Annotated in this window: 11 protein-coding genes; 5 read left to right on the forward strand and 6 right to left on the reverse strand. The window is 63.4% G+C overall.

Annotated elements, in window-relative coordinates; translation table 11 throughout:
* The 5 genes from tssF to BC1002_RS30815 all read left to right on the forward strand — a co-directional run bounded on the left by tssF (position 1) and on the right by BC1002_RS30815 (position 6,546).
* The gene (tssF, locus tag BC1002_RS30795) at positions 1–1,881 is read left to right on the forward strand and encodes a type VI secretion system baseplate subunit TssF (protein WP_013093887.1); all 1,881 of its coding nucleotides are present in this window, start codon (positions 1–3) and stop codon (positions 1,879–1,881) included.
* A gap of 2 nt (positions 1,882–1,883) precedes the next feature.
* Positions 1,884–2,951: a type VI secretion system baseplate subunit TssG gene (gene tssG, locus BC1002_RS30800; RefSeq protein ID WP_013093888.1), complete on the forward strand. Its 1,068-nt coding sequence runs from the start codon at positions 1,884–1,886 to the stop codon at positions 2,949–2,951.
* Positions 2,948–4,018 (forward strand): type VI secretion system protein TssA, encoded by a 1,071-nt coding sequence (locus tag BC1002_RS30805; protein WP_013093889.1) that lies wholly within the window; start codon positions 2,948–2,950, stop codon positions 4,016–4,018. The genes tssG and BC1002_RS30805 overlap by 4 nt, the downstream gene beginning before the upstream one ends.
* Positions 4,019–4,091: 73 nt before the next feature.
* Positions 4,092–5,102: a fimbrial protein gene (locus tag BC1002_RS30810; RefSeq protein WP_041735682.1), complete on the forward strand. Its 1,011-nt coding sequence runs from the start codon at positions 4,092–4,094 to the stop codon at positions 5,100–5,102.
* A gap of 40 nt (positions 5,103–5,142) precedes the next feature.
* A complete protein-coding gene (locus tag BC1002_RS30815; RefSeq protein ID WP_013093891.1) occupies positions 5,143–6,546 on the forward strand; it encodes a GlcNAc-transferase family protein in 1,404 nt (467 codons plus the stop codon).
* Here BC1002_RS30815 and BC1002_RS30820 read toward each other — a convergent pair.
* From BC1002_RS30820 to tssK, 6 genes are all read right to left on the reverse strand, one after another.
* The gene (locus BC1002_RS30820) at positions 6,451–9,885 is read right to left on the reverse strand and encodes an RHS repeat-associated core domain-containing protein (protein ID WP_013093892.1); all 3,435 of its coding nucleotides are present in this window, start codon (positions 9,883–9,885) and stop codon (positions 6,451–6,453) included. The two genes, BC1002_RS30815 and BC1002_RS30820, sit on opposite strands and share 96 nt — an antisense overlap.
* A 16-nt stretch (positions 9,886–9,901) precedes the next feature.
* Positions 9,902–10,168 carry a PAAR domain-containing protein gene (locus tag BC1002_RS30825; protein ID WP_013093893.1) on the reverse strand — a complete coding sequence of 89 codons (267 nt, stop codon included), beginning with the start codon at positions 10,166–10,168 and terminating at the stop codon, positions 9,902–9,904.
* Positions 10,169–10,258: 90 nt separating this feature from the next.
* On the reverse strand, positions 10,259–12,793 hold the full coding sequence (locus tag BC1002_RS30830; protein ID WP_013093894.1) for a type VI secretion system Vgr family protein: 2,535 nt from the start codon (positions 12,791–12,793) through the stop codon (positions 10,259–10,261).
* Positions 12,794–12,826: 33 nt separating this feature from the next.
* Positions 12,827–16,792: a type VI secretion system membrane subunit TssM gene (gene tssM, locus BC1002_RS30835; protein ID WP_013093895.1), complete on the reverse strand. Its 3,966-nt coding sequence runs from the start codon at positions 16,790–16,792 to the stop codon at positions 12,827–12,829.
* A gap of 13 nt (positions 16,793–16,805) precedes the next feature.
* Positions 16,806–18,140, reverse strand: a complete 1,335-nt coding sequence (tssL, locus tag BC1002_RS30840; protein ID WP_013093896.1) for a type VI secretion system protein TssL, long form — start codon at positions 18,138–18,140, stop codon at positions 16,806–16,808.
* Entirely contained in the window at positions 18,137–19,486 is a 1,350-nt protein-coding gene (tssK, locus tag BC1002_RS30845) for a type VI secretion system baseplate subunit TssK (protein WP_013093897.1), read from the reverse strand. Before tssK ends, tssL begins: the two co-directional genes overlap by 4 nt.
* Between the last annotated feature and the right edge of the window lie 4 nt (positions 19,487–19,490).

The raw sequence follows: 19,490 nt of genomic DNA on the forward strand, positions 1-19,490 counted from the left end.
ATGGACCCGCAATTTCTCGACTACTACAGCCGCGAACTGACCTACATGCGGGAAATGGCCGGCGAGTTCGCCGCGCAGCACCCGAAAATCGCACGCCGCCTCGGCATGGAGGGCATCGACGTTGCCGACCCCTATGTGGAGCGGCTCATCGAGGCATTCTGCTTCATGTCGGCGCGCACGCAGATCAAACTCGACGCCGAGTTTCCGCGCTTTACGCAGCGCCTGCTCGAAGTGATCTATCCGAATTACGTCGCGCCGACGCCGGCGATCGCCGTCGCGCAGTTGCGTCCGAGCCTGCGTGAAGGCGATTTCACGAAAGGACTGAAGGTGCCCCGGCATAGCATGCTGCGCTCGGCGATCCCGCCCGGCGAGCAAACCGCGTGCGAATTCCGCAGCAGCCAGGACGTCATGCTATGGCCTATCGACATCGTTGAAGCCCGGCTTACCGCCGTGCCCCCGGATATCCCCGACACCGATCGCCATCTGTTGCCGCACATGCAATTGCACGGCGCATTGCGGCTGCGCCTGCGCACAACCGGCGAAGTGAAGTTCAACCAGATGACGAACTTCGACCGGCTGCCCATTTACATCGGTGGCGACGAACGGATCGCTTCGCATCTGTTCGAGCTGATCCATGCCGGTAGCGTCGCTTCGGTCGTGCGCGCGTACGGTGCGTCGAGAGACGAAGGGCACGTGGTCGCGAAAACACCCGTCGACTTTGAAGGTCTGCAAGCGGAACAGTGCCTGCTGCCGCTTACATGGAATACGTTTCACGGCCACAACCTGCTGCAGGAATACTTCGCATGCCGCCAGCGCTTCTATTTCTTCGCGCTGACGCAGCTTGCGGCCGGTCTCGCGCGCGTTGATAGCACGGAAGCCGAGATCGTGCTGCTGCTCGACCGTCTGCCGGAAGAGCTGGCCGCGCACGTCGATGCAGCGCGCTTCCTGCTGTTCTGTACGCCGGTCGTCAACCTGTTTCGCAAACGCACTGATCGCGTTGAAATCAATCGCGCGCAAACCGATTTTCATCTGCTCGCCGACCGCACCCGTCCGCTCGACTATGAGATTTTTTCGGTGTCGCGCGTATTCGGTCAGCGAGCGCAAACATCGCTCGAAGTCGAATTCAATGCGCTCTATCAGACCCTGCATAGCGACGTGGGCAACCACGGCCGCTATTTCTCGGTGCGTCGCGAGCAGCGCGCTTTGTCGTCCAACGCACGCAGGTACGGCACCCGTACGCCGTATATCGGCACCGAGGTCTACGTGTCGCTCGTCGATCAGGCGGAGGCGCCGTACGGTGACGACATCCGCTACCTGTCGGTCGAAGCGTGGGTCACGAACCGCGACCTGCCGCGCCTGATCCCGCGTAACGGCAAAACCGATCTCACGATGTCCGACTCCGTGCCGATCGAGGGCGTGCGCCTCGTGCATGCACCGAGCGCGCCGCGCGCGCCTTACGCGAGCGGTGAAACGGCGTGGCGTCTGATCCGGCAGCTGAGCTTCAACTACATGCCGCTCGCCGAACTCGACCACGGCGACGGCGGCCAGGCGTTGCGCAACATGCTCGGCCTTTTCATCGCGCCAGGCGAGCGCGAACAGGCACGGCAAATCGAGGCACTGGTCGGTGCACGCACCGAACCGGTGGTGCGGCGTCTGCCAGGCGACGGACTACTCGTCTATGGGCGTGGCGTGCGCTGCGAACTGACGGTCGATGAAACCGGCTTCTCAGGCATCAGCCCGTATCTATTCGGCCTCGTGCTCGAGCACTACCTCGCGCGCCACGTTTCGATCAACGTGTTCACCGAAACCGAACTTCGTTCGATGCAACGTGGCCTGATCGCCCAATGGCGGCCACGCATGGGCGGACGCGGAGCGGTATGAGCATGGAGGGGACTTTTGCGAGCGCCGTCGCGCCGACGCGATCATCGCTCGATCCGCAATCGCTCGACGCGTGGTTCGATCCCGACACGCCGTGGCAGTCCGGCTTCCTGAGCCTGCTGCGCGCGATCGCCGCGCGTGACCCGCTGATGCCGTTGCCGGGCACCGCGAGCCTGCCGCACGAAGAGCCGTTCCGGATTGGTCAGCAGCCCACACTGGCCTTTGCGCCGCGCGAAATCGCGTCGCTCGGCACGCGAGACGGTCGGCTCGATGTGCGGTTGTTCGGGCTCGGCCTGTGGGGGCCGCAAGGGCCGCTGCCGCTGCATATGACGGAGCTGGCTCACAGTCGGGTGGAAAGCCACCAGGATCATGCGCTCGTCGGGCTCGTCGATCTGTTCCATCACCGCGCGCTGTCGCAGTTTTATCGCGCGTGGGCATCGGGGCAAGCCACCGCGTCGCTCGACCGTGCCAGCGACGAAACGTTTTCGTTCTACGTCGCCAGTCTGATCGGCGTCGAGCCGGCCGAGGCGAAGCAGTCCTGCCTGCCCACGCACTCGCGCTATAGCGCGGCGGCGCACCTCGTGCGGGAGGCGCGAACGCCGCACGGCATCGCGGCGACGCTCTCGCATTACTTCGGTGTTCCGATGACCATCGAAGAATTCGTGCCGCACTGGATCCACCTGTCCGCATCGGAACATACGAGGCTGGGGGTGCCGGGGCCCGCGGCGATCATCGGTGAATGCGCGCAGCTTGGCGAGGCCATTCCCGACCGGCAACACAAGTTCCGGCTCGTCGTGGGTCCGCTCGACCTCGATCAGTATCTGCGCCTCACGCCGCACGGCGAGGACTTGCCGACGTTCGTCGAATGGGTGCGGGCCTTCGTCGGCCATGAATACGCGTGGGAGGTCAGGCTGCTCGTCAACCCACGTGCGGCGCCGGCTGCCTGCATCGGCACGTCGCAGAGACTCGGCTACTCGACATGGCTCGGTGATTCCGTCGGCGACCTTCCCGTCGTCGGGATGGTTTTCGAACCTGAACAGTACAACGACCGACCCCGGAGTTCCTTCGCATGAACGCCAACACTCCCACCGTCGCGCTGCGCTACGCCGATCTGCTCGAACCGGTGTCGGCGCCCGCGCCTTGCGGTCCCGATCTCGAATACGACCCGGCTTTCGTGATGCTGCAGGCGGCCGCGGCTCCACGCGCCGAAGCGCAGTACGGCGACTTCGTCGACGTGCCGCCAACGGCCAATTGGGCCGACATCGAACGCGATTGCCGCGCGCTGCTGCTGCGGACGAAAGACATCCGCCTCGCGGTGATCCTGCTGCGGTGTCGAACCCGGCTCGACGGCGCGGCCGGCCTGCGCGATGGCCTGGCTTTGCTAATGGCGATGTTCGAATGCTATGGCGAAGCGCTCCACCCGCTGCCCGTGTTCGAAGGCGAACGAGACGCGGCGATGTTCGCCAACGCGATCGGTGGGCTCGTCGAACCCGATGGCATGCTGGCCGATGCGCGCGACATACCGATGCCGAGGGCGGCGGGACTGCAACTGCATTTGCGCGACATCGAAAAATCATTCGCGACGCCGCGCCAGAAGGACGCGCTCGCCCCTGAATCCGTCGCCCGCTTGCTAAAGGAATTATGGGGCCGACGCGACGCAGCGATTGCCGCATTAGTCGAAGCGCAGTGTCTGACGCAACGCATCGCCGTATGGTGCGATGAGACGCTCGGCGTCGACGCGCCCGATCTCGGCGCGTTGTCCCGAGCGCTGCAGCCATTCGCGCAGCATAGGGTGGACGGCGGCGGCGCGTCCGCGCCAACGCCAGCGCCCGCACCAGCCGTCAACGAGCAGGACAACGACATCGCGCGTGGATCGGCGCCGTCCAGCGTCGCTACGGCAACGCTACCGAAGTCCGACGCGCCGGCCGATCCACCAATCACCGCGCCCTCTCCAATGGATCGCTGGAGCGCGCTCGCAGCCATACAGGAAACACGCAGGTGGTTCGAGCAAAACGAACCGAGCAGTCCCGTCATTGTTTTGCTGCGCCAGTCGGAACGAATGGTGGGCAAACGGTTTTCAGAACTCGCCCATATCATTCCCGCGGATTTACTCGCTAAATGGGATGAGTTCGACGGTTGAGGCAACGTGCGCGCATCTGCGTACTTTCTCCGCTGTCGGCCCCTACAGTCCGCCGGTCAACCAACAAGCTCAAATGAAAAGACTCGTTCAATTTTTTATCCTTGTTTGCTTCGCGATGCCCCATTTCGCGTTCGCGATCTGCACTCAGTTAAAGCCTGCGCAAATTTCCGAACTGCTGTCTCAAGGCTACATCGCGGGGCATCCAATCGCGGTCAACATACCGTTTCAGGAAAGCTCGGTATCGATCGATCCGGGCTTACCGGTCGGCTCGGTGATCGCCACGGGCTTGTCGCCGGCGTACGCCACGTATGCGAACTTCACGGACTGCACCAACGGGGGCACGGTCACATTCGACTATTTCAATGCAACGCCGTCCATGGTGCCAGGGGTCTATAACACCAACGTTGCCGGAATCGGCTTTCGTGTGACCTACCTTCGCGCGAGCGGCACGAATTCGCCACTTCCGTTTACACCATCCTTTGCAGCCGGCGAGCCCAATCAGGTGATCTATGGTCGCTTCGGCATTGGCTCGCAATTCCGGATCGAACTGGTCAAAACCGGCGACATCGCGAGCAACGTCGACGTGATGTTCAACACCCTGGGAACCGGCATTGCCGATGGTGATGGCAGTCGGGTCGTGACGATCACAGGCGGCAGCATCAACGTCAAGGTTCTTCCAAGTTGCTCGGTCAATACCAGCACACTGAACATCGATTTCGGCACCTTCGGCCCAAGCGATGTGTCGACCACGAGCGGGCCGACCCAGCCAGTCGACTTTACGGTGCTCTGCACCGGTCCCACGCCACCGGCTTCGATTACCGCCGCACTTTCGGGAACCCCCGATACAGAAGATCGCAGCATGTTGAAGAACACCGGCGCGACGCATCTCGCGATTCGTTTGCGGGACGTTGCAAGCAAAACGGTTTTCCGGCCCAACGATCCGTCGAGCACCCTCGTCCACGCACCGCGGGGCGCGATGCAATCGCCGTTCGCACTCGAGGCGACCGTGCTGCGCGTCGGCACAGCGACGCCAACCGCCGGCAAGATCCAGGCAACCGCAACAGTCACGATGACCATTCTTTAAACCGACGATCAACGGCAAACGTCTACCAGAAGCAACTAGCATGACCAAGATACCCGTCGCACCGCCGAACTCGATCTTCGTGCAAATCGCGAGCTATCGCGACCCGCAGTTGATCCCCACCCTGCTGGATTTGATCGACAAAGCTAGAAGGCCGGATCTGTTGCGGATCATCGTCTGCTGGCAGCATGCGCACGACGAAACGATGATCCAGTTCTGGCAGCGGGGCTTTGGCAATTGGCGAGCCGAGCAGACCGGCAACTGGACCGTTCACCATCTCGGTCATCGTGAAGCGAAGATCGAATTGATCGACGTCCCCCACATGATGACGCAGGGCGCATGCTGGGCCCGCAATCTGGTCCAGCAGCGATACGGTGGTGAGCGCTACACGCTGCAACTCGACTCGCACCACCGCTTCGTCGACGGATGGGACACGCTCGCAATCGAGATGCTGGAGTCGCTACGCGATGAAAGCCCGAAGCCGGTTCTGACCGCTTACCTTCCAATGTACGACCCCGAAAACGACGATGCTCGATCGAGCGACGAGCCGAGGATATTGGCTTATGCGAGGTTTTCCAAGGAAGGGGTCGTCCTGTTCCGCTCGAAGACACTTTCCAACTGGAGAACCCGAGTTCGCCCCGTCCGTTCGCGCTTCTTCAGCGCGCACTTCGCATTTGCCGACGGTCACTTTGCCGAAGTGGTCCAGCACGATCCGGACTATTTCTTTCATGGCGAGGAGATTTCGCTTGCCGTCCGAGCGTTCACCCACGGCTATGACCTGTATAGTCCGCACAGGCTGATCGGGTGGCACGAATATCTGCGTTCCTACCGCGTCAAGATGTGGAACGACCACAGTCACGAGGCCAAGGAACGGGGTGAAATCGACGAGCCTTGGCACGAGCGCAACGAACGCTCATTGCAGCGCAATCGTGCGCTGCTCGGTATCGACGGACAAGCTCTGGCTGACGTCGAGTTCGGCAAGTACGGACTAGGAGCCGAACGCACGCTCGCCGACTACGAGGCCTACGCGGGCATCAGCTTCAAGTGGCGCGGAGTTCGACAGTCGGTATTGAATGACGATCCACCCGCCCCGGGCTCTCAGCGTCCTGACGAAGCGACATGGAAAGCCTCTCTGCTACGTGCAAACGACGTCCGCGTGTGCGTACATCGGAATGGATTCGACAGGCATGTGGGCACGCCCGGCGTCGAGCACGCGTTGCCGGCCGCGGCCTCGGTCGCCGTCGTGATCTACGATAACGGCGAGACGGAGCTACGCCGCGAAACCGTCGACGCCAGCGGTCTTTCCCGATACCGGAAAAACGACTGGCTCGACTTCCATGTGACTTTCGAATCAGAACTTGGCCGGGTCCCAGCCAGTTACGTCGTGGAGTTGTTCGACGACGCCGGCAACGTATTGAGCCGAGTCCGACGCGCCATCGACGCATGACGCGTCCGCGACGACGACGCAAGGAGACGCTTCCGGCGTCGCGCGGCCAAGAGGATTGCACCACATCAGCGGATTCGGCGCGTAGCAATACGGACTGGCTCCAGCTTCGCCGTTGCGATCGGGGCTGATGTAGCGGCCCGCGTGAGGATCATAGAAGCGCGCACCGTTGTAATACAGTTTGGTTTCATCGTCCGCATATTGGCCGGCATAGCGAAGTGGCTGCGCAAACGCGTCGCTGCTTTGCCACTCCGGCGTCACGAGACTGCCCCACGCACGATAACGCCTACGCCATACGACCCGGCCAGTCTCGTCCGTGAGCGCGACGGCCGTACCGGCGACGTCAGTGTGATAGTGATAGACCTGCGTGCTTTTGATCGCGCCATCAGGGGCGAGAGTCTGGTCCACGCAGGCGAGCGGCGCGAAGCCGGTTGAGCCGTCGGGTTCTGGTTGATATAGGTAGGTGCGCAGTTCCATCGCGCGGTGCTGCTGGATCAGTCTGTGTCCTTGCCACAAGAAGCGCGTGACCTCGTCGCGCTCCGGCATCGATAACTGCTGCGCACTCCGTGGCACAGTGGATTCGACACGCTTGGCGATACGCCGACCGATTGCGTCGTACTGATAGCGCACGGTATAGCCCTGGCGATGCGCGGCGATGATGCGCCCCTCCGCATCCCAATCAAGCGATAGCGCATGGTCGCGGCCACTTCTACGCACCAATTGTCCCCACACATCATGGTCGTAACGATGTCCGCGGCTTTCCCGTAACCGGTGGTCCGGATATACGGCGGGGAACCAGCTTCCGCCAGGCGTATCGAGCAGATTGCCAGCGGCATCCCACGTGAAATATTCGATGTCCCCCTTCTCCGACACCGAGCGCAACAGACAGCCACGCCGGTCGTAGTCGTACCACGTCTGACCTTCGCCCTCGCCGGCCGTCCTGGCGATCAGGTCAGCGGGACTGTAATCGGCTTCGCGCCACAATTCGGTGACAGGTTCTGTCGCGAAGCCCGGCGTATCCACGTCGGGTCCCGTCACCGAGCGCCACCACACCGGCAAGCCGAGCGGCGAAAAGCCCGTATGCGTGCGCAAGCGACCTTGCGTGCGCGCAACCGGACGCCTCATCGCGTCATACCAGAAACGCGCAATCTGCCGTTCGTCCAGTTCGATGAACGCGATGTCGCCGGTTTCGAAGCGGCGCATACGCAACTCCTGCCCCTGCGGCAGCTGGATCGCGACAACACGGCCAGCGGCGTCGTACGTGTAACGCAGTGTGCCGTTTGCGCCGTGCTCGGCGATCAGACGGCCACCGGCGTCGTGTTCGAAGCGGATCTCATCCGCTCCGATACCGAGTAGCTCGCCTTCCGGTGTCGGCTCGCGACTCACGCAGTCGAGCAATCCGCGTGGCCCGTAGTGATACATATAGCGGTTATGCGCGGTATCACGCTGAATCAGACGGCCCGCACGGTCATAGTCGAAGGTTTCGCAACGCTGTTGCCCGGCCGCCTTCCACGTGAGACAACTGACCTGCCCACTAGCTGCATACTCGAAGCTACGTTCCACGCCATCGGCGTCCGTGATCGACAGGCAACTGCTCGCATTCCACCGAAGCACCTGCACCGCGCCGTTCGCGCTTTCGATTCGAACCGGACGCCCATGCGCATCGTACCGACGCACGATCACGTGCCCCTCTTCGTCGACCGCGCGTACGACATTGCCGCGCCGGTCTCGATACCAATGCCGGCTTCGGCCGCTCGGGCCAACGAACGACGTGCGCTGGCCAGCAGCATTCCACACATGACGCTCCGCCTGTCCGTCCGGACGCGTGATGGTCAACGGCCGGCCGAGGCCATCGCGCTCGATTCGCGTCACGGCGCCGAGCGCGTCGGTCACGCTGACGACGTAACCATTGACGTCGTACTCATAGCGCGTCGTACTCCCGCCGATGCCTGTGCGATGTGTCACCTGCCCACACGCGTTATGGGCGAAGGTCGTGGCGCCCCCCTGCGCATCCGTCGAGCGCACGACATCGCCATCGTCGCCATATTCGAAACGCGTCAATTCTCCCGACGGGGTTTGATAGTGCAATGGCTGCAGGCGATCGTTGCGTGCCCACATCCACGCCCGGCCATCGCTTAGCGCGACCGACACAGGCTCACGTGACGCAAACGCATACTGCGTCGAGCGGGTGGCGCCCTGCAGGTCCGTCTCGCACGCGACCCGTCCGAGCGCGTCGTATTCGACGCGAACCACCCGCTCGCCGGGCAGTTGCAGGGTGAGCGGCGCGACGGCGGCGCCGTAGCCGAACCGGTAGCGTCGGCCGTCGAAGTCCGTGTGCGACAGCACGCGGCCCTGCTCGTCGTATTGCCAATGCGCCGCGTTGCCGAAGACATCGCTGACCTCACTGGCCTTGCTATCGAAGTCGTAGGCGAAGCGCTCACGCGCGCCTTCCGACGTGAGTCGTCGAGCCACGCGCGCGGCGCCGCCGATCGTCTGCCATACGTAGCGCGTCACCATGCCGAGCGCGTCTGCTTCTTCGACGATCCGCCCATCGCGGTATGTAAAGCGACGCACGATTTCGCCGACCCGGTTGCGCACCTCGGTGAGTTCGCCATGCTGGCTGTAGCCGTACTGGACCAGCGCGCCGGTAGGACCGCCGTCGACACACTCGACAGCGCTCAAACGCGGTCCCATCCGCGCTTCGTAGTGCATGCGCAGCTCATGGCCACAGGTCCCGCGCATGCGCAGCAAGCGCCCGTCGGAGTCCCAGATCAAGCCGATCCGCTGCTGACGCAGATCCTCGACATATTTGAGCCGAGCGATTCCGTTCGCGTCGAAATCGCCGAACACGCGGTAATGCGGCGTCAGATCCGCAACGACGAGGCGTCCGTCGCTCAGATGCGCGATGTGCAATTGCGCCGCCGCCGCAATCACCTGCGTCCCGTGCTCGGGAAACGGCACGCTGAGCGTGCTGCCGTATTCGTCCGTGTAGAGCAGTTGATCGTCCCGCTTATGCAGCGTGACTTCCCAGTTCGTGCGCCAACCGACGCCGAGCAGCCCGAGCGCGTACTGCGCGCTCGAATAACAACGCGACCATGCGAGCGGAAGACGGCCTCGCAGACTGAAGTCGGTTTCGTCGGCAGGCAGGCAGATTTTGCTGCCGCTGATCACATCGACCGAGCCGCACAGAATGCCCGATAACGCACGACGCATCCGAAAGCGGTCGACCAGCTCGCCGAGCCGCTCACAGCGATCGAGCAACGGTCCGACACCGGCGACGGGCAATACGACGCCAGGCAGTCCGACCAGCTCGCCGCCGATGCCCGCGAGTCCCGTCGTCACATGGCCACCATCGTCATCATGAACCGATGCGCACGTCTGGGGAGCCAGCGGAACACGGCGCGCCACACGAGACCTTGCCGCCAACCAATGTCGCCGGCACGTTGTTGATCAACACCGTCCCCGAACCCGCGACCACAGCTTGCGAACCCGGGTGCAGCGCGCAAACGGCAGAGCTGATACCGACGAGCGCCGCAGGCAATCGATTGATGAAGACCGTCGGGGAACCCCCAGCGATCGAACCGCCATGTCCGATCGCATCGCCTTTGCGAGCCGCTGGAAACATGATCGATTTTCTCCTCATGGAAAACTGAAAGACCGTGCAGGGCGATGCGCGAAGGCATTCGCCGGCTGAACGGTATCGCGAAATACGCTGTTACGCGTCTGTGCCGGTTACCGGCGGTGTTTCAGTCGGCGGCGGCGGTTCTTCCGACGGAGGCGGTTCTTCCGAAGGTGGTGGCTCCTCCGAAGGCGGTGGCTCTTCCGACGGCGGTGGCTCTTCCGACGGGGGTGGCTCTTCCGACGGCAGCGGCTCCTCCGACGGCAGCGGCTCCTCCGATGGCAGCGGCTCTTCCGAAGGCGGCGGCTCTTCCGAGGGCGGCGGCTCTTCCGAGGGCGGCGGTTCTTCCGAAGGCGGCGGTTCTTCCGATGGCAGCGGCTCCTCCGATGGCAGTGGCTCCTCCGTCGGAAGCGGATCTACCGTCGGAAGCGGATCTACCGTCGGAAGTGGTTCCTCCGAAGGCGGCGGCGGAATAATTGGAACGTCCAGCGCATCAAGCACCACTACCGGAACCGGCACTGTCACTGCGCTACCGCATTCCATGTCACCGGGGTTGAGGTCCAGCGGCGTGCCTTGCACCACGACACGGGTGTCACCCTGGATGCGGATCGACTTGCCGATGAGCTTGATCTCGCCATCCTTGTTCATCGTCAGAGACGACTTGCCGCACACGATAGACAACACCCCTCCAGCCGACAGCGAATAGGCCCCGCCTACCGCGTGCGTCGACGCGCCACCGACCGTGACCGTACGTGCCCCGCCTACCGTCAGAGTCGAGGCACCCCCGACCGCAGTCTCCTCGAGCCCGCCGATCGAGACGAACTGTCCAAGACCCACGGAATAGGAGGCAACATCCTTCACCCTCACCGAATACTTGCCGCCAACGACCGTACTGGAAGCTGCCCCAACGTTCATGCTGTGCGCCGCGGCCACGCCGATCGTGTAGTCGGCACCGACCACGTGCGATTCGTTGAGCTTCGTCAGGCGGTTCATGTCCCGCTCCGCCTGCACCGTGAATTCCTCGGCACCCGCTTTGTCCTCGAAGCGAATGCTGTTGTAGTTCTGCAAGCCCCCTTCCATCGACCGGCTCATGAAACCGCTTTGCGTCGCGTTGCCAGGCAACGCATAAGGCGGACGCGTGACCGTGTTGTACAGGCTCCCGGTGATCAGCGGACGATCCGGGTCGCCGTTCCAGAAATCGACGATGACTTCCTGGCCGATGCGCGGAATGTAGATGCCACCGAAACCCTGACCGGCCCACGCCTGGCTCACACGGACCCAGCAGGAGTCGGTTTCGACATTGCGGCCGTAGCGGTCCCAGGCGAAGCGGACCTTCACGCGTCCGAATTCGTCGGTCCACAATTCCTTGCCCTCTGGCCCCACGACGACAGCCGACTGAGGCCCGCTGACGATCGGCTTCGACGTCTCCCGTGGCAGTCTGAACACTTCGCTTGTCGGCTGCACGTCGAACTTGTTGCTGCATGTGTACTCGTAGCCGCTTCCCGATTCATCCGGCGTGCCGCTCAGGTGCAGTTCCGTACCGATCACCAGGTATTCGCAGTTCGCGGCCGTATAGTCGTAGTGGGTCAGCACGAACGTCTGCCCGCACGCGAGTCCACGCACGTTACCTTTGCCTTGCGCTCGCGTGCCCGTCGCGCGCAGCTCTTCCATGCGCGTACGCGCGAGCAGTTCCCCGTGGCTGCTGTCGGTGTAGTCGCCCGGCCAGTCGTAGCGCTCGAGCAGGTTCCAGCTTGTGTCGCGCGGCTGCTGATTGATCGCTCGCATGTCGGCGCGCGAACGCGTGAAGTCGAAGTCGCTCGTCACGTAGTGACCGGTGCACAAAACTTCGGCCGTCGAAAATGCGCTGATGTATTCGGTGTCGGTCTTGCCGTTCTGCGGCTGGAACGCGAGCGTCCGGTATGCGGAGTTCGGCGACTGACGGTGCGCGCCAATGTGATCGCACAGCACGAGCCGGTGCTTGCCGTCGGCATGCTCGAAAAACCAGTAGATGCCCCACTCCTCCATCAGACGTTGAATGAAGTGATAGTCGGTCTCGCCGTACTGGACCTGGAACGCGCGTGGCTCGTTGGTCGGACTCTCACCGTCGAGCGCATAGCGGCTCACGTCGACGCGCTTTTCGACCGGGTACGGATAGTCTTTCAGAACTTCGTCGATGATCTCGATGACCGTCTTGTTCTGGAAAATCTTGTAGTCGGTCGTCAGGGTGGCCAGCCACAGCCAGGGCTTCAGCACGACACGATAGACGTTGTAGCGGCCTTCCCGACGCAGATATTGCGCGGCGGCGACGAGTCCGGTGATTTCACGCTGAGCCGCTTCGGGATCGGCACTCGGCTCGAGGTCGATCGCGACGGTCATTTCCTTGCCCAGCAGCGCCTTCAGGTCGAGGTTGGCACTGACGGCAAGCGGCACCGTGTAATCGTCGGGCGTGCGCAACAGCAGCTCGTATTCGAACAGCTTGCCGAGAGACTCGTCGCCCTCCAGAGACATGAACTGCAGCGCCGGCTGCGTCAGTCCGTCCGCGCTCTGAGCCGGCCACCGCGGTATCGCCGCGCTGGATACGGTCACTGCGCGGCGTTGCACACTTATCGCGTTCAAGGGATTACTTGACATGCACTCCTCTGAGTTCTCTTTATCGAAAAGGCGCTACAGCTCGTCGGCGGATGCGGAGCCTGACGACGCTTCCGCTCGCCTTGCCAGCGCGCTTCCACTGCCAGGACAACGAAAACCCCGCAGCAACGCCGTCAGTTGCGGTCCCGACTGTCCGCCCGACGTCAGTTCGATCACCGCGTGCCGGTCGTCGAAATTGAAGTCCACTGCCGAGCGGCTCGACGACAACGTCGACGTCACAAGCCCCCGGTCGATCAGACGGAACAGCGCCCACGGACCTGCGGTCATCACGGTCGACGTGTCCGGACGCACGCGCGGATTCGCGGTGAGGCCGGCCATCGAGCCACCGCGCGGCCCCGGCCATGTGATCGGGAATGTCGCGACCGGCCCGTGCGCATAGCGCAGGTTTTGCCCGTCGACGTCGATGAGCAGATCGGTAATCTCTGGGTCCAACGACACGACCTTCAGGCCCGCGTTCCACGACATCCGGGTTGCGCTCGGATCGCGGAAAAATGTCTGGCGGATCGCCGCGGCGCGCTCGAACGGATCGAGGCTCGGTCCCTGCATGGGCGGCATGCCGGGGCTGACCGGCTTATAGCGCCACGGCCGTATGCTCGTATCGACACGGCTCGCGAGCGTCTTGTGGAAGAAGTCGTCGAGCAGGCCGCCTGCCGCGAACACGCGGTTGAAATCGTCGATGTCGACTTCCTGGACGCTCGCGACGAACGGATATTTGCCTTCGACAGCGCGGCGGCATTGCGCGCCAACGCTCGATTCGACCTGCATCGTCAGCAGCGAGCCGACGTTGCGGTCCACCTTGCGTATCGACTGCGACGCGAGGCCCACGAGCACGGCCCGAAACGGCGGCGGAAGCTTCTGCGCCTCGAACTGCATCGTGGAGCCGAGGTCGTCCGTGGGCGGCATGCTGTTGGTGGCGAGCACGTCGCCGGCCGTCATCAATCGCGTGTACTGCTCGTTGATCAGCCCGATGACGCCGCCCAGCTGCAGCACGCCGCTGCCGCCAGGCAGCGCGCTGCCGCTATCGGCCTGGCCGGTCACGACTTCGCGCAGCGCGGCAAAGCGTCTGTCGACCAGTTCACGTTCCATCTTCCGCTGCGCAAGCTGACCGATGGTAGCGGTTGCCGCCACGGCGCTCGCGGCGCGCGCTACCTGCGAGCGACGGGTGATCACGTTGATGGCACTCCCCGCGGCCGACGGCTCGTCCGCGCCGTCAGCGACTGACAGCGACGTCTCGCGCGCGGCCGTTCGCGCGAGTCTCGCCAATGGCGAATCCGGCGCGGCCAGTGTGCGCAGCGTCTGCAGATCGGGCGCCAGCGTGCCGTCGCTGCCGGACACCGGCCTCACGTCGTCGAGAAACTGGCTCCAGTAGTTGGCATAGTCGGTCAGGTACTGGCGACGGATATCGTCGGCGAGCCTGTCCTTGCGCAGTGCGTTGCCGTTGGCCATCTGCCGCCACCGCGCCGATGCATCGGCCTCGCCCATCACCCACGCGTCCTGTTTGCGCGCCCGCTCGAGAAATTCGGGCAGGCGCTGGTTGAATACCGCGTGATAGCCGTCGTAGGTATAGAGACCGGGGATGCCTCGCGCAAGCGTCGAGCCGTCGGCCAGCATGAACACGGTAGTGGCCTGCGGACCCGCGGCGCTCAGCAGCGTGACGTTCTCGGGCGCCTCCGGCGCCATGGCGTTCATCGCACGTTCGTAGAGCCGTCCGGACGCCGGATTGCGGCCAAGGAACTCGCGCGCGCGACGCACCAGCTGCGCATTCACCGGTTTTGCCGGCACCGCGGGGACCCCTTCTCCGAGCAGCGCGTCGAGGTGTCGCGCCATCACGCTGCGCTCGCCGAGCGGTGCGACGCTGTTGTTGTGCTCCCAGTCGCCGAGCACCCATGCCTTGATTGCTTTCGCGTCGTATTGCGAGCGATCGAACAGCATCAGGTAGACCGTCAGCGTGCGATAAACGCCGTCCGCGGCCTGTGCGCCGATTTGCGTATCGAGCACCGTTTCGAGCCGGCCGATGACTTGCGGCAGCAGCATCTGCTTCAGCAGACCGTCGTAGGTCTCGCCGGCGGCGGCGCTGATGGCGGGCACCGTGTACAGCCCGTAGCGCCATGCGAGACCGGGACTGTCGAGGTCGATGCCGTCGAACTGCGGCAGGTCACGCGACGCTGAAAGTATCGACCCCATCGCCCCGGCCCGCGGCGCCTTGCGTTGCGACGAGACCCGAGCGGCGAGCCCATTGGCCTTGCCGTCGATCGCAGCAAGATACTCGCGGTTATTGCCGAAGCTCACGACCAGCGCACCCATCAGCCACACCACGATGATGATCGCGAGCAGATGCCCGACCAGACGCAACGCGCGGAAGCGGATTTCCCAGTACAGGTTCGGCCGCACCAGATGCGCTTCGGCCAGGATCACGCGCTGAAACAGATTGCGCAAGAAGTAGCCGCGATAGGCGGTAGGCGTAGCGTCGCCGGACGACGGCGAGACGGTTTTCGGCGCGGCGCCGAACAAACCCGCGAGCCCGCGGCGCAGCCGCTGCAACAGTGTGGTGCTGTCGGCGGACACGGCCTCGTGAGTCTGCGCCGCGCTCGTGAAATAGACGCCGCGCAATGTGCTGTTCAACTGCGTGTCGTCGTATTTCGAATCGAGAAACACCAGCGCGAGCAATTCATTGAGTTCCGCGCACAGGCTGCGAAACTCGGCCGGCAGCGCATAAAGCTTCTTGCGCAGATCGACCTCGTACACCTCTTGCAGCCTGGTGTTGATGCCGTCTTCGAGTCCCTGCTCCAGCTCACGCATCTCGGCCGCGCAGGTCAGGCGCAGTGTGTCGCGGCCGTGTTGTTCCGGCTCTTCCTGATAGGGCAGTGTAAAGCCGAAAATCTGCGCGCGACTTTCCGCCGTCAACGACTGGAAATACTCCCCGAAGCCGGGCAGCAGATCGAGCTTCGTGACGACTACGTAAACCGGGAATCGAATCCCCAACTGCTGGCGCAACTCGCCAAGCCGCGCGCGCATCGACGCGGCGAGCGCCTTTCGTTCGGACGCTGGGCGCGTCAACAACTCTTCGACCGAAACGGCCAGCAACGCACCGTTGATCGGCGCGCGCGGTCGCCGCTTGCGAAGCAGCCCGAGAAAGCCGCGCCATTCGGCCTCGTTCGCGCTCTTCAGGTCTTCCGGTTTGACGTCGACCTGCGCGGCGTCATGCGATGCTGCGTCCTGAACCATATAACGGCCAGCGGTATCGATCAGCACCGCCTCGTTCGCGAACCACCAGTCGCAATTCTCCGTTTCGATGCGGCTTCCAAGCGACGCCGCGGCCATCTGCTCCGCCTCCGGAAAATCCAGACCCGAATTCAGGATCAACGTCGTCTTGCCCGCACCCGGCGAGCCCACGACCATGTACCACGGAAGTTCGTACAGATAGCGCTGGCTTTCGAGCAGGCGACGCAGCCCCGCCGACCCGCCGCGCATGCGTTTGAGCTTGTCGATGGCCTTCGCGACGATCGCGTGAAGCGCGCGGATTTCGTCTCGTGCAACAGGGGTCGCTGCCGACTTCTTCGTGAACGGATTCAGGACGCGCTGCAGCAGCACGTCGTCGCTGCGCACTGCCCGCCACAGGCGGTACAGCTCATAGATTGCATAGCAGGCGAGCAGCACCGAGATCAGCAGCACGCGGGACCATGTGGTGCCGAGCGGATGCGTTTCGCCGAACGCGAGTATCGGTCCGAAATACCAGAGCGCGACACACAGCAACGCGACGCCGATGACACCCGGCGACCAGCCGAGCAGCCAGAACAGCAGCAGCAACAACAGCACGACGACTGACAGCGTGCGCGAGAGCACGCTGTCGAGCGGCCGGTAGTCGCCAAATGCGATCAGAGGCCCCACGAACCAGACGGCCGCAGCCGCCACGAGGATCGCGGCGAGCATCAGCGTCTGGCGCGTCAGCACAAGTTTCGATAAGCGGTTCAAATAAGACATCAAGGCTTTCCCGTTAATGCGTGACGAAGACTTCCACGCGTCGATTGCGGGAACGACCTTCCGCTGTAGTGTTGTCGGCGACAGGTTGTATATCGCCCTTGCCGATGGCAACGATGCGAATAGCGGGCACGCCGTGCGCTTTCATTACGTCGGCGACGAACGCCGCGCGTTTTTCCGATAACACCTGGTTGTCGGGAAACTCCGCTGTATGAATCGGCTGGTTGTCGGTGTGCCCGGTCACCGTGACTTTGCCGCCGACCCGCGCGACCTCCTGCGCCACCCTGCTCAGCACCGGGTCCAGTTCCGGGCGAATGCGGCTTTGCCCCGGAAGAAACACGTAGTCGCCACGGAACACGACCCGGCTGCTGCTGCCGTTCTCTTCGACCAGGACCTGGCCCCGAGCAATCTCATCCTTCAGCAGAATCGACAGGCGCAAGCGCTCGTGAGCGACCGGAGCCGCGACCTTGATCGGCACTCCGATCGCCAGAATCTTCGCTTGCAGTGCATTGCCTTGCGCCAGAAGCCGATACTCGTACCAGGCGAACAGCGAGAACACACATAGCGCAGCGACGCCCGCAGTCGCCCAAACCGGCACACTTTTCAGCAACCGCATCCTGCCCGGCTCCTCGCCGCGCCAATGCGGTGACAGTTCGAGCCGCAACGTGTCCCGCGTGCCGCTGATGAGCGTCAGCATCCGCTGCCGGATCTGCTCCAGATGACGTGGACCGTCCGCCGCAACGCTGTAGCGTCCTTCGAATCCAAGGCTGAGAATGCGATACAGCACCTCGAGGACGTCGATGTACTCCTGCGGGTCGGTTGCCATGCGGCCGATCAGCAGGAAGAACTTCTCGCCGCCGTCCACTTCTCCCTCGAACTTCAGCAACAGCCCCCGCGCGGCCCAGATTCCACCGCTCCCCCAACGCGTGCGGTTGGCGGCTTCGTCGAGCGCGGTGCACAGCGCGTAGCGAACAGCCGCCACGTGTTTCCACGGCAAACCCGCTTTGTCGCAGACCTTCTGGAATGCGGCGACCTCACGCACCAGCAGCGAGCGCAAGCTCGCCACCGAAGCCAACGAATCGAGCGAAGCAGGCATGTCCGCCAGCATGCGCAACAAAGGCTGCGCGGCTTCACGCAACGGATTGCGCGCGGTCTTCATGCGCTCTAGACGCGTCTGCACGTCTTCCGGCGGATCGAAGGCGGCCGCATCGACGACCGTCTCCTGATCGGCGACGGACGCGGTTGCGGGACGCCCAGCGGGCAACGCAGACGGCTGGCTCTGGCCAGAAGCGGAGTTGGCGGCGGTCAGCAGAAAGTCGAACGCATCATCCCCGTAAGCGCCGGTACTCATTTTTGACGCACGCCCCACAGTTCAAGCTTGAGTTCCGGGAAGTGTCCGGCGACATGCATGGCAAGCCCTCCGTGACGTGCAATCTGTTCCCAGAACGGTCCGGTACGCGACAGTTCGAAATAGATAAAGCCCGAGTTGAACGGAATCTGGCGCGGAGGAACCGGCAGCGTCGCCATTGTCAAACCCGGCAGGTGTGAACGGATCAATTCCGGCAAGCGCTGCGGATGGCTGATCTTCGTTTGGGCAAGAAACTGCTGCTGCAGCAATTCGGCAGGCATCTGCGCGCCCACCGCGAGCACGAGGCTCGAATAGCCTGCAAGTTCGTTCGGCAACGTGGCGGCCGTACGGATGCCGTGCGCCTGCTCCGTCAGTGCAATCGGCTGCGCACTGCGAATCAACACCTGGTTCAACAGATAGTGAACCTCCTCGACGAGCGGCCTGATACTGCGGTAGAGCTGCGCGTGGTCATAGCCTGGAGCCGGCCGCGGACGACGCGTTTGCGGACGCACGAAGGTCGAAAGCTCGCCGGCAAAAAGCGCGAGTTCGCGATACAGGTTTACCGGCGCCGTCTCCTCGAGTTGGCAAATATGTTCGAGCAGCGGCTCATAGCGATTGAGCACCTGGAGCAGCAGAAAGTCGGCCGCTTCGGCCGCCGCGCCCGAACGGCCATCGGCACCTGACAGACGAGCGGCGAGCGCGTCGGCACGTAGTCGCGCGAGGCCGTGCAGTTGCATCGCCCATTCCCGCAGCAATGGATTCGCGCCGTAACCGGTCACGGGCGGAATGTGGTCGGTGCTGTGCAGCGACACGGCGCCGTCGGCATGCAGCGCCTTCACGCGCGTCAGCGCAACACCGATCCAGGACTGCGTCAGCTCTTTCTCGGGCAACAGCCGCAAGCGCAGATTCGACAGTTGGACGGGCTTCGGACCTTGGCCGATCGCATTGCTGTCGCGCAGTTCCGTGTCGTACGCATGGTAACGGGCGAGCGAGCCGCTTTGCTCGGTGAAGGCGGTTTCCTCGGTATTGGGCAAGCGCAGCGGGATCGCCAGGTAGATCACCTGCTCCTGATGTTCCGCGCCGATCGTCAGTGGGGGCGGAGGCTGCGTCAGACCCGGCACCTCGAACGGCGTGCCGTCTGGAAATACGCCCAGCCCGCTCTTGAATACCAGCTTGCCGAATCCGAGCGATTCCTGATCGATTTCATAACGGCTGAAGCCCCAGAAAAACGGGCTCAGCGGCGCACTGCGGCGATGCGCGAACGACTCGAAATACCGTTCCTGCTGCTGAAACAATTGCGGGCGCAGGAATAGTCCTTCGCTCCAAACAACTTTGCTATACCAACTCATCGAA

This window comes from Paraburkholderia atlantica, from assembly GCF_000092885.1.
GTDB classification, from domain to species: domain Bacteria; phylum Pseudomonadota; class Gammaproteobacteria; order Burkholderiales; family Burkholderiaceae; genus Paraburkholderia; species Paraburkholderia atlantica.

Coding starts and splice junctions, on each gene's coding strand:
- tssL (WP_013093896.1), bottom strand. CDS start 18,140: ATGAGTACCGGCGCTTACGGGGATGATGCGTTCGACTTTCTGCTGACC.
- tssG (WP_013093888.1), top strand. CDS start 1,884: ATGGAGGGGACTTTTGCGAGCGCCGTCGCGCCGACGCGATCATCGCTC.
- tssK (WP_013093897.1), bottom strand. CDS start 19,486: ATGAGTTGGTATAGCAAAGTTGTTTGGAGCGAAGGACTATTCCTGCGC.
- tssF (WP_013093887.1), top strand. CDS start 1: ATGGACCCGCAATTTCTCGACTACTACAGCCGCGAACTGACCTACATG.
- BC1002_RS30830 (WP_013093894.1), bottom strand. CDS start 12,793: ATGTCAAGTAATCCCTTGAACGCGATAAGTGTGCAACGCCGCGCAGTG.
- BC1002_RS30825 (WP_013093893.1), bottom strand. CDS start 10,168: ATGTTTCCAGCGGCTCGCAAAGGCGATGCGATCGGACATGGCGGTTCG.
- tssM (WP_013093895.1), bottom strand. CDS start 16,792: ATGTCTTATTTGAACCGCTTATCGAAACTTGTGCTGACGCGCCAGACG.
- BC1002_RS30810 (WP_041735682.1), top strand. CDS start 4,092: ATGAAAAGACTCGTTCAATTTTTTATCCTTGTTTGCTTCGCGATGCCC.
- BC1002_RS30815 (WP_013093891.1), top strand. CDS start 5,143: ATGACCAAGATACCCGTCGCACCGCCGAACTCGATCTTCGTGCAAATC.
- BC1002_RS30805 (WP_013093889.1), top strand. CDS start 2,948: ATGAACGCCAACACTCCCACCGTCGCGCTGCGCTACGCCGATCTGCTC.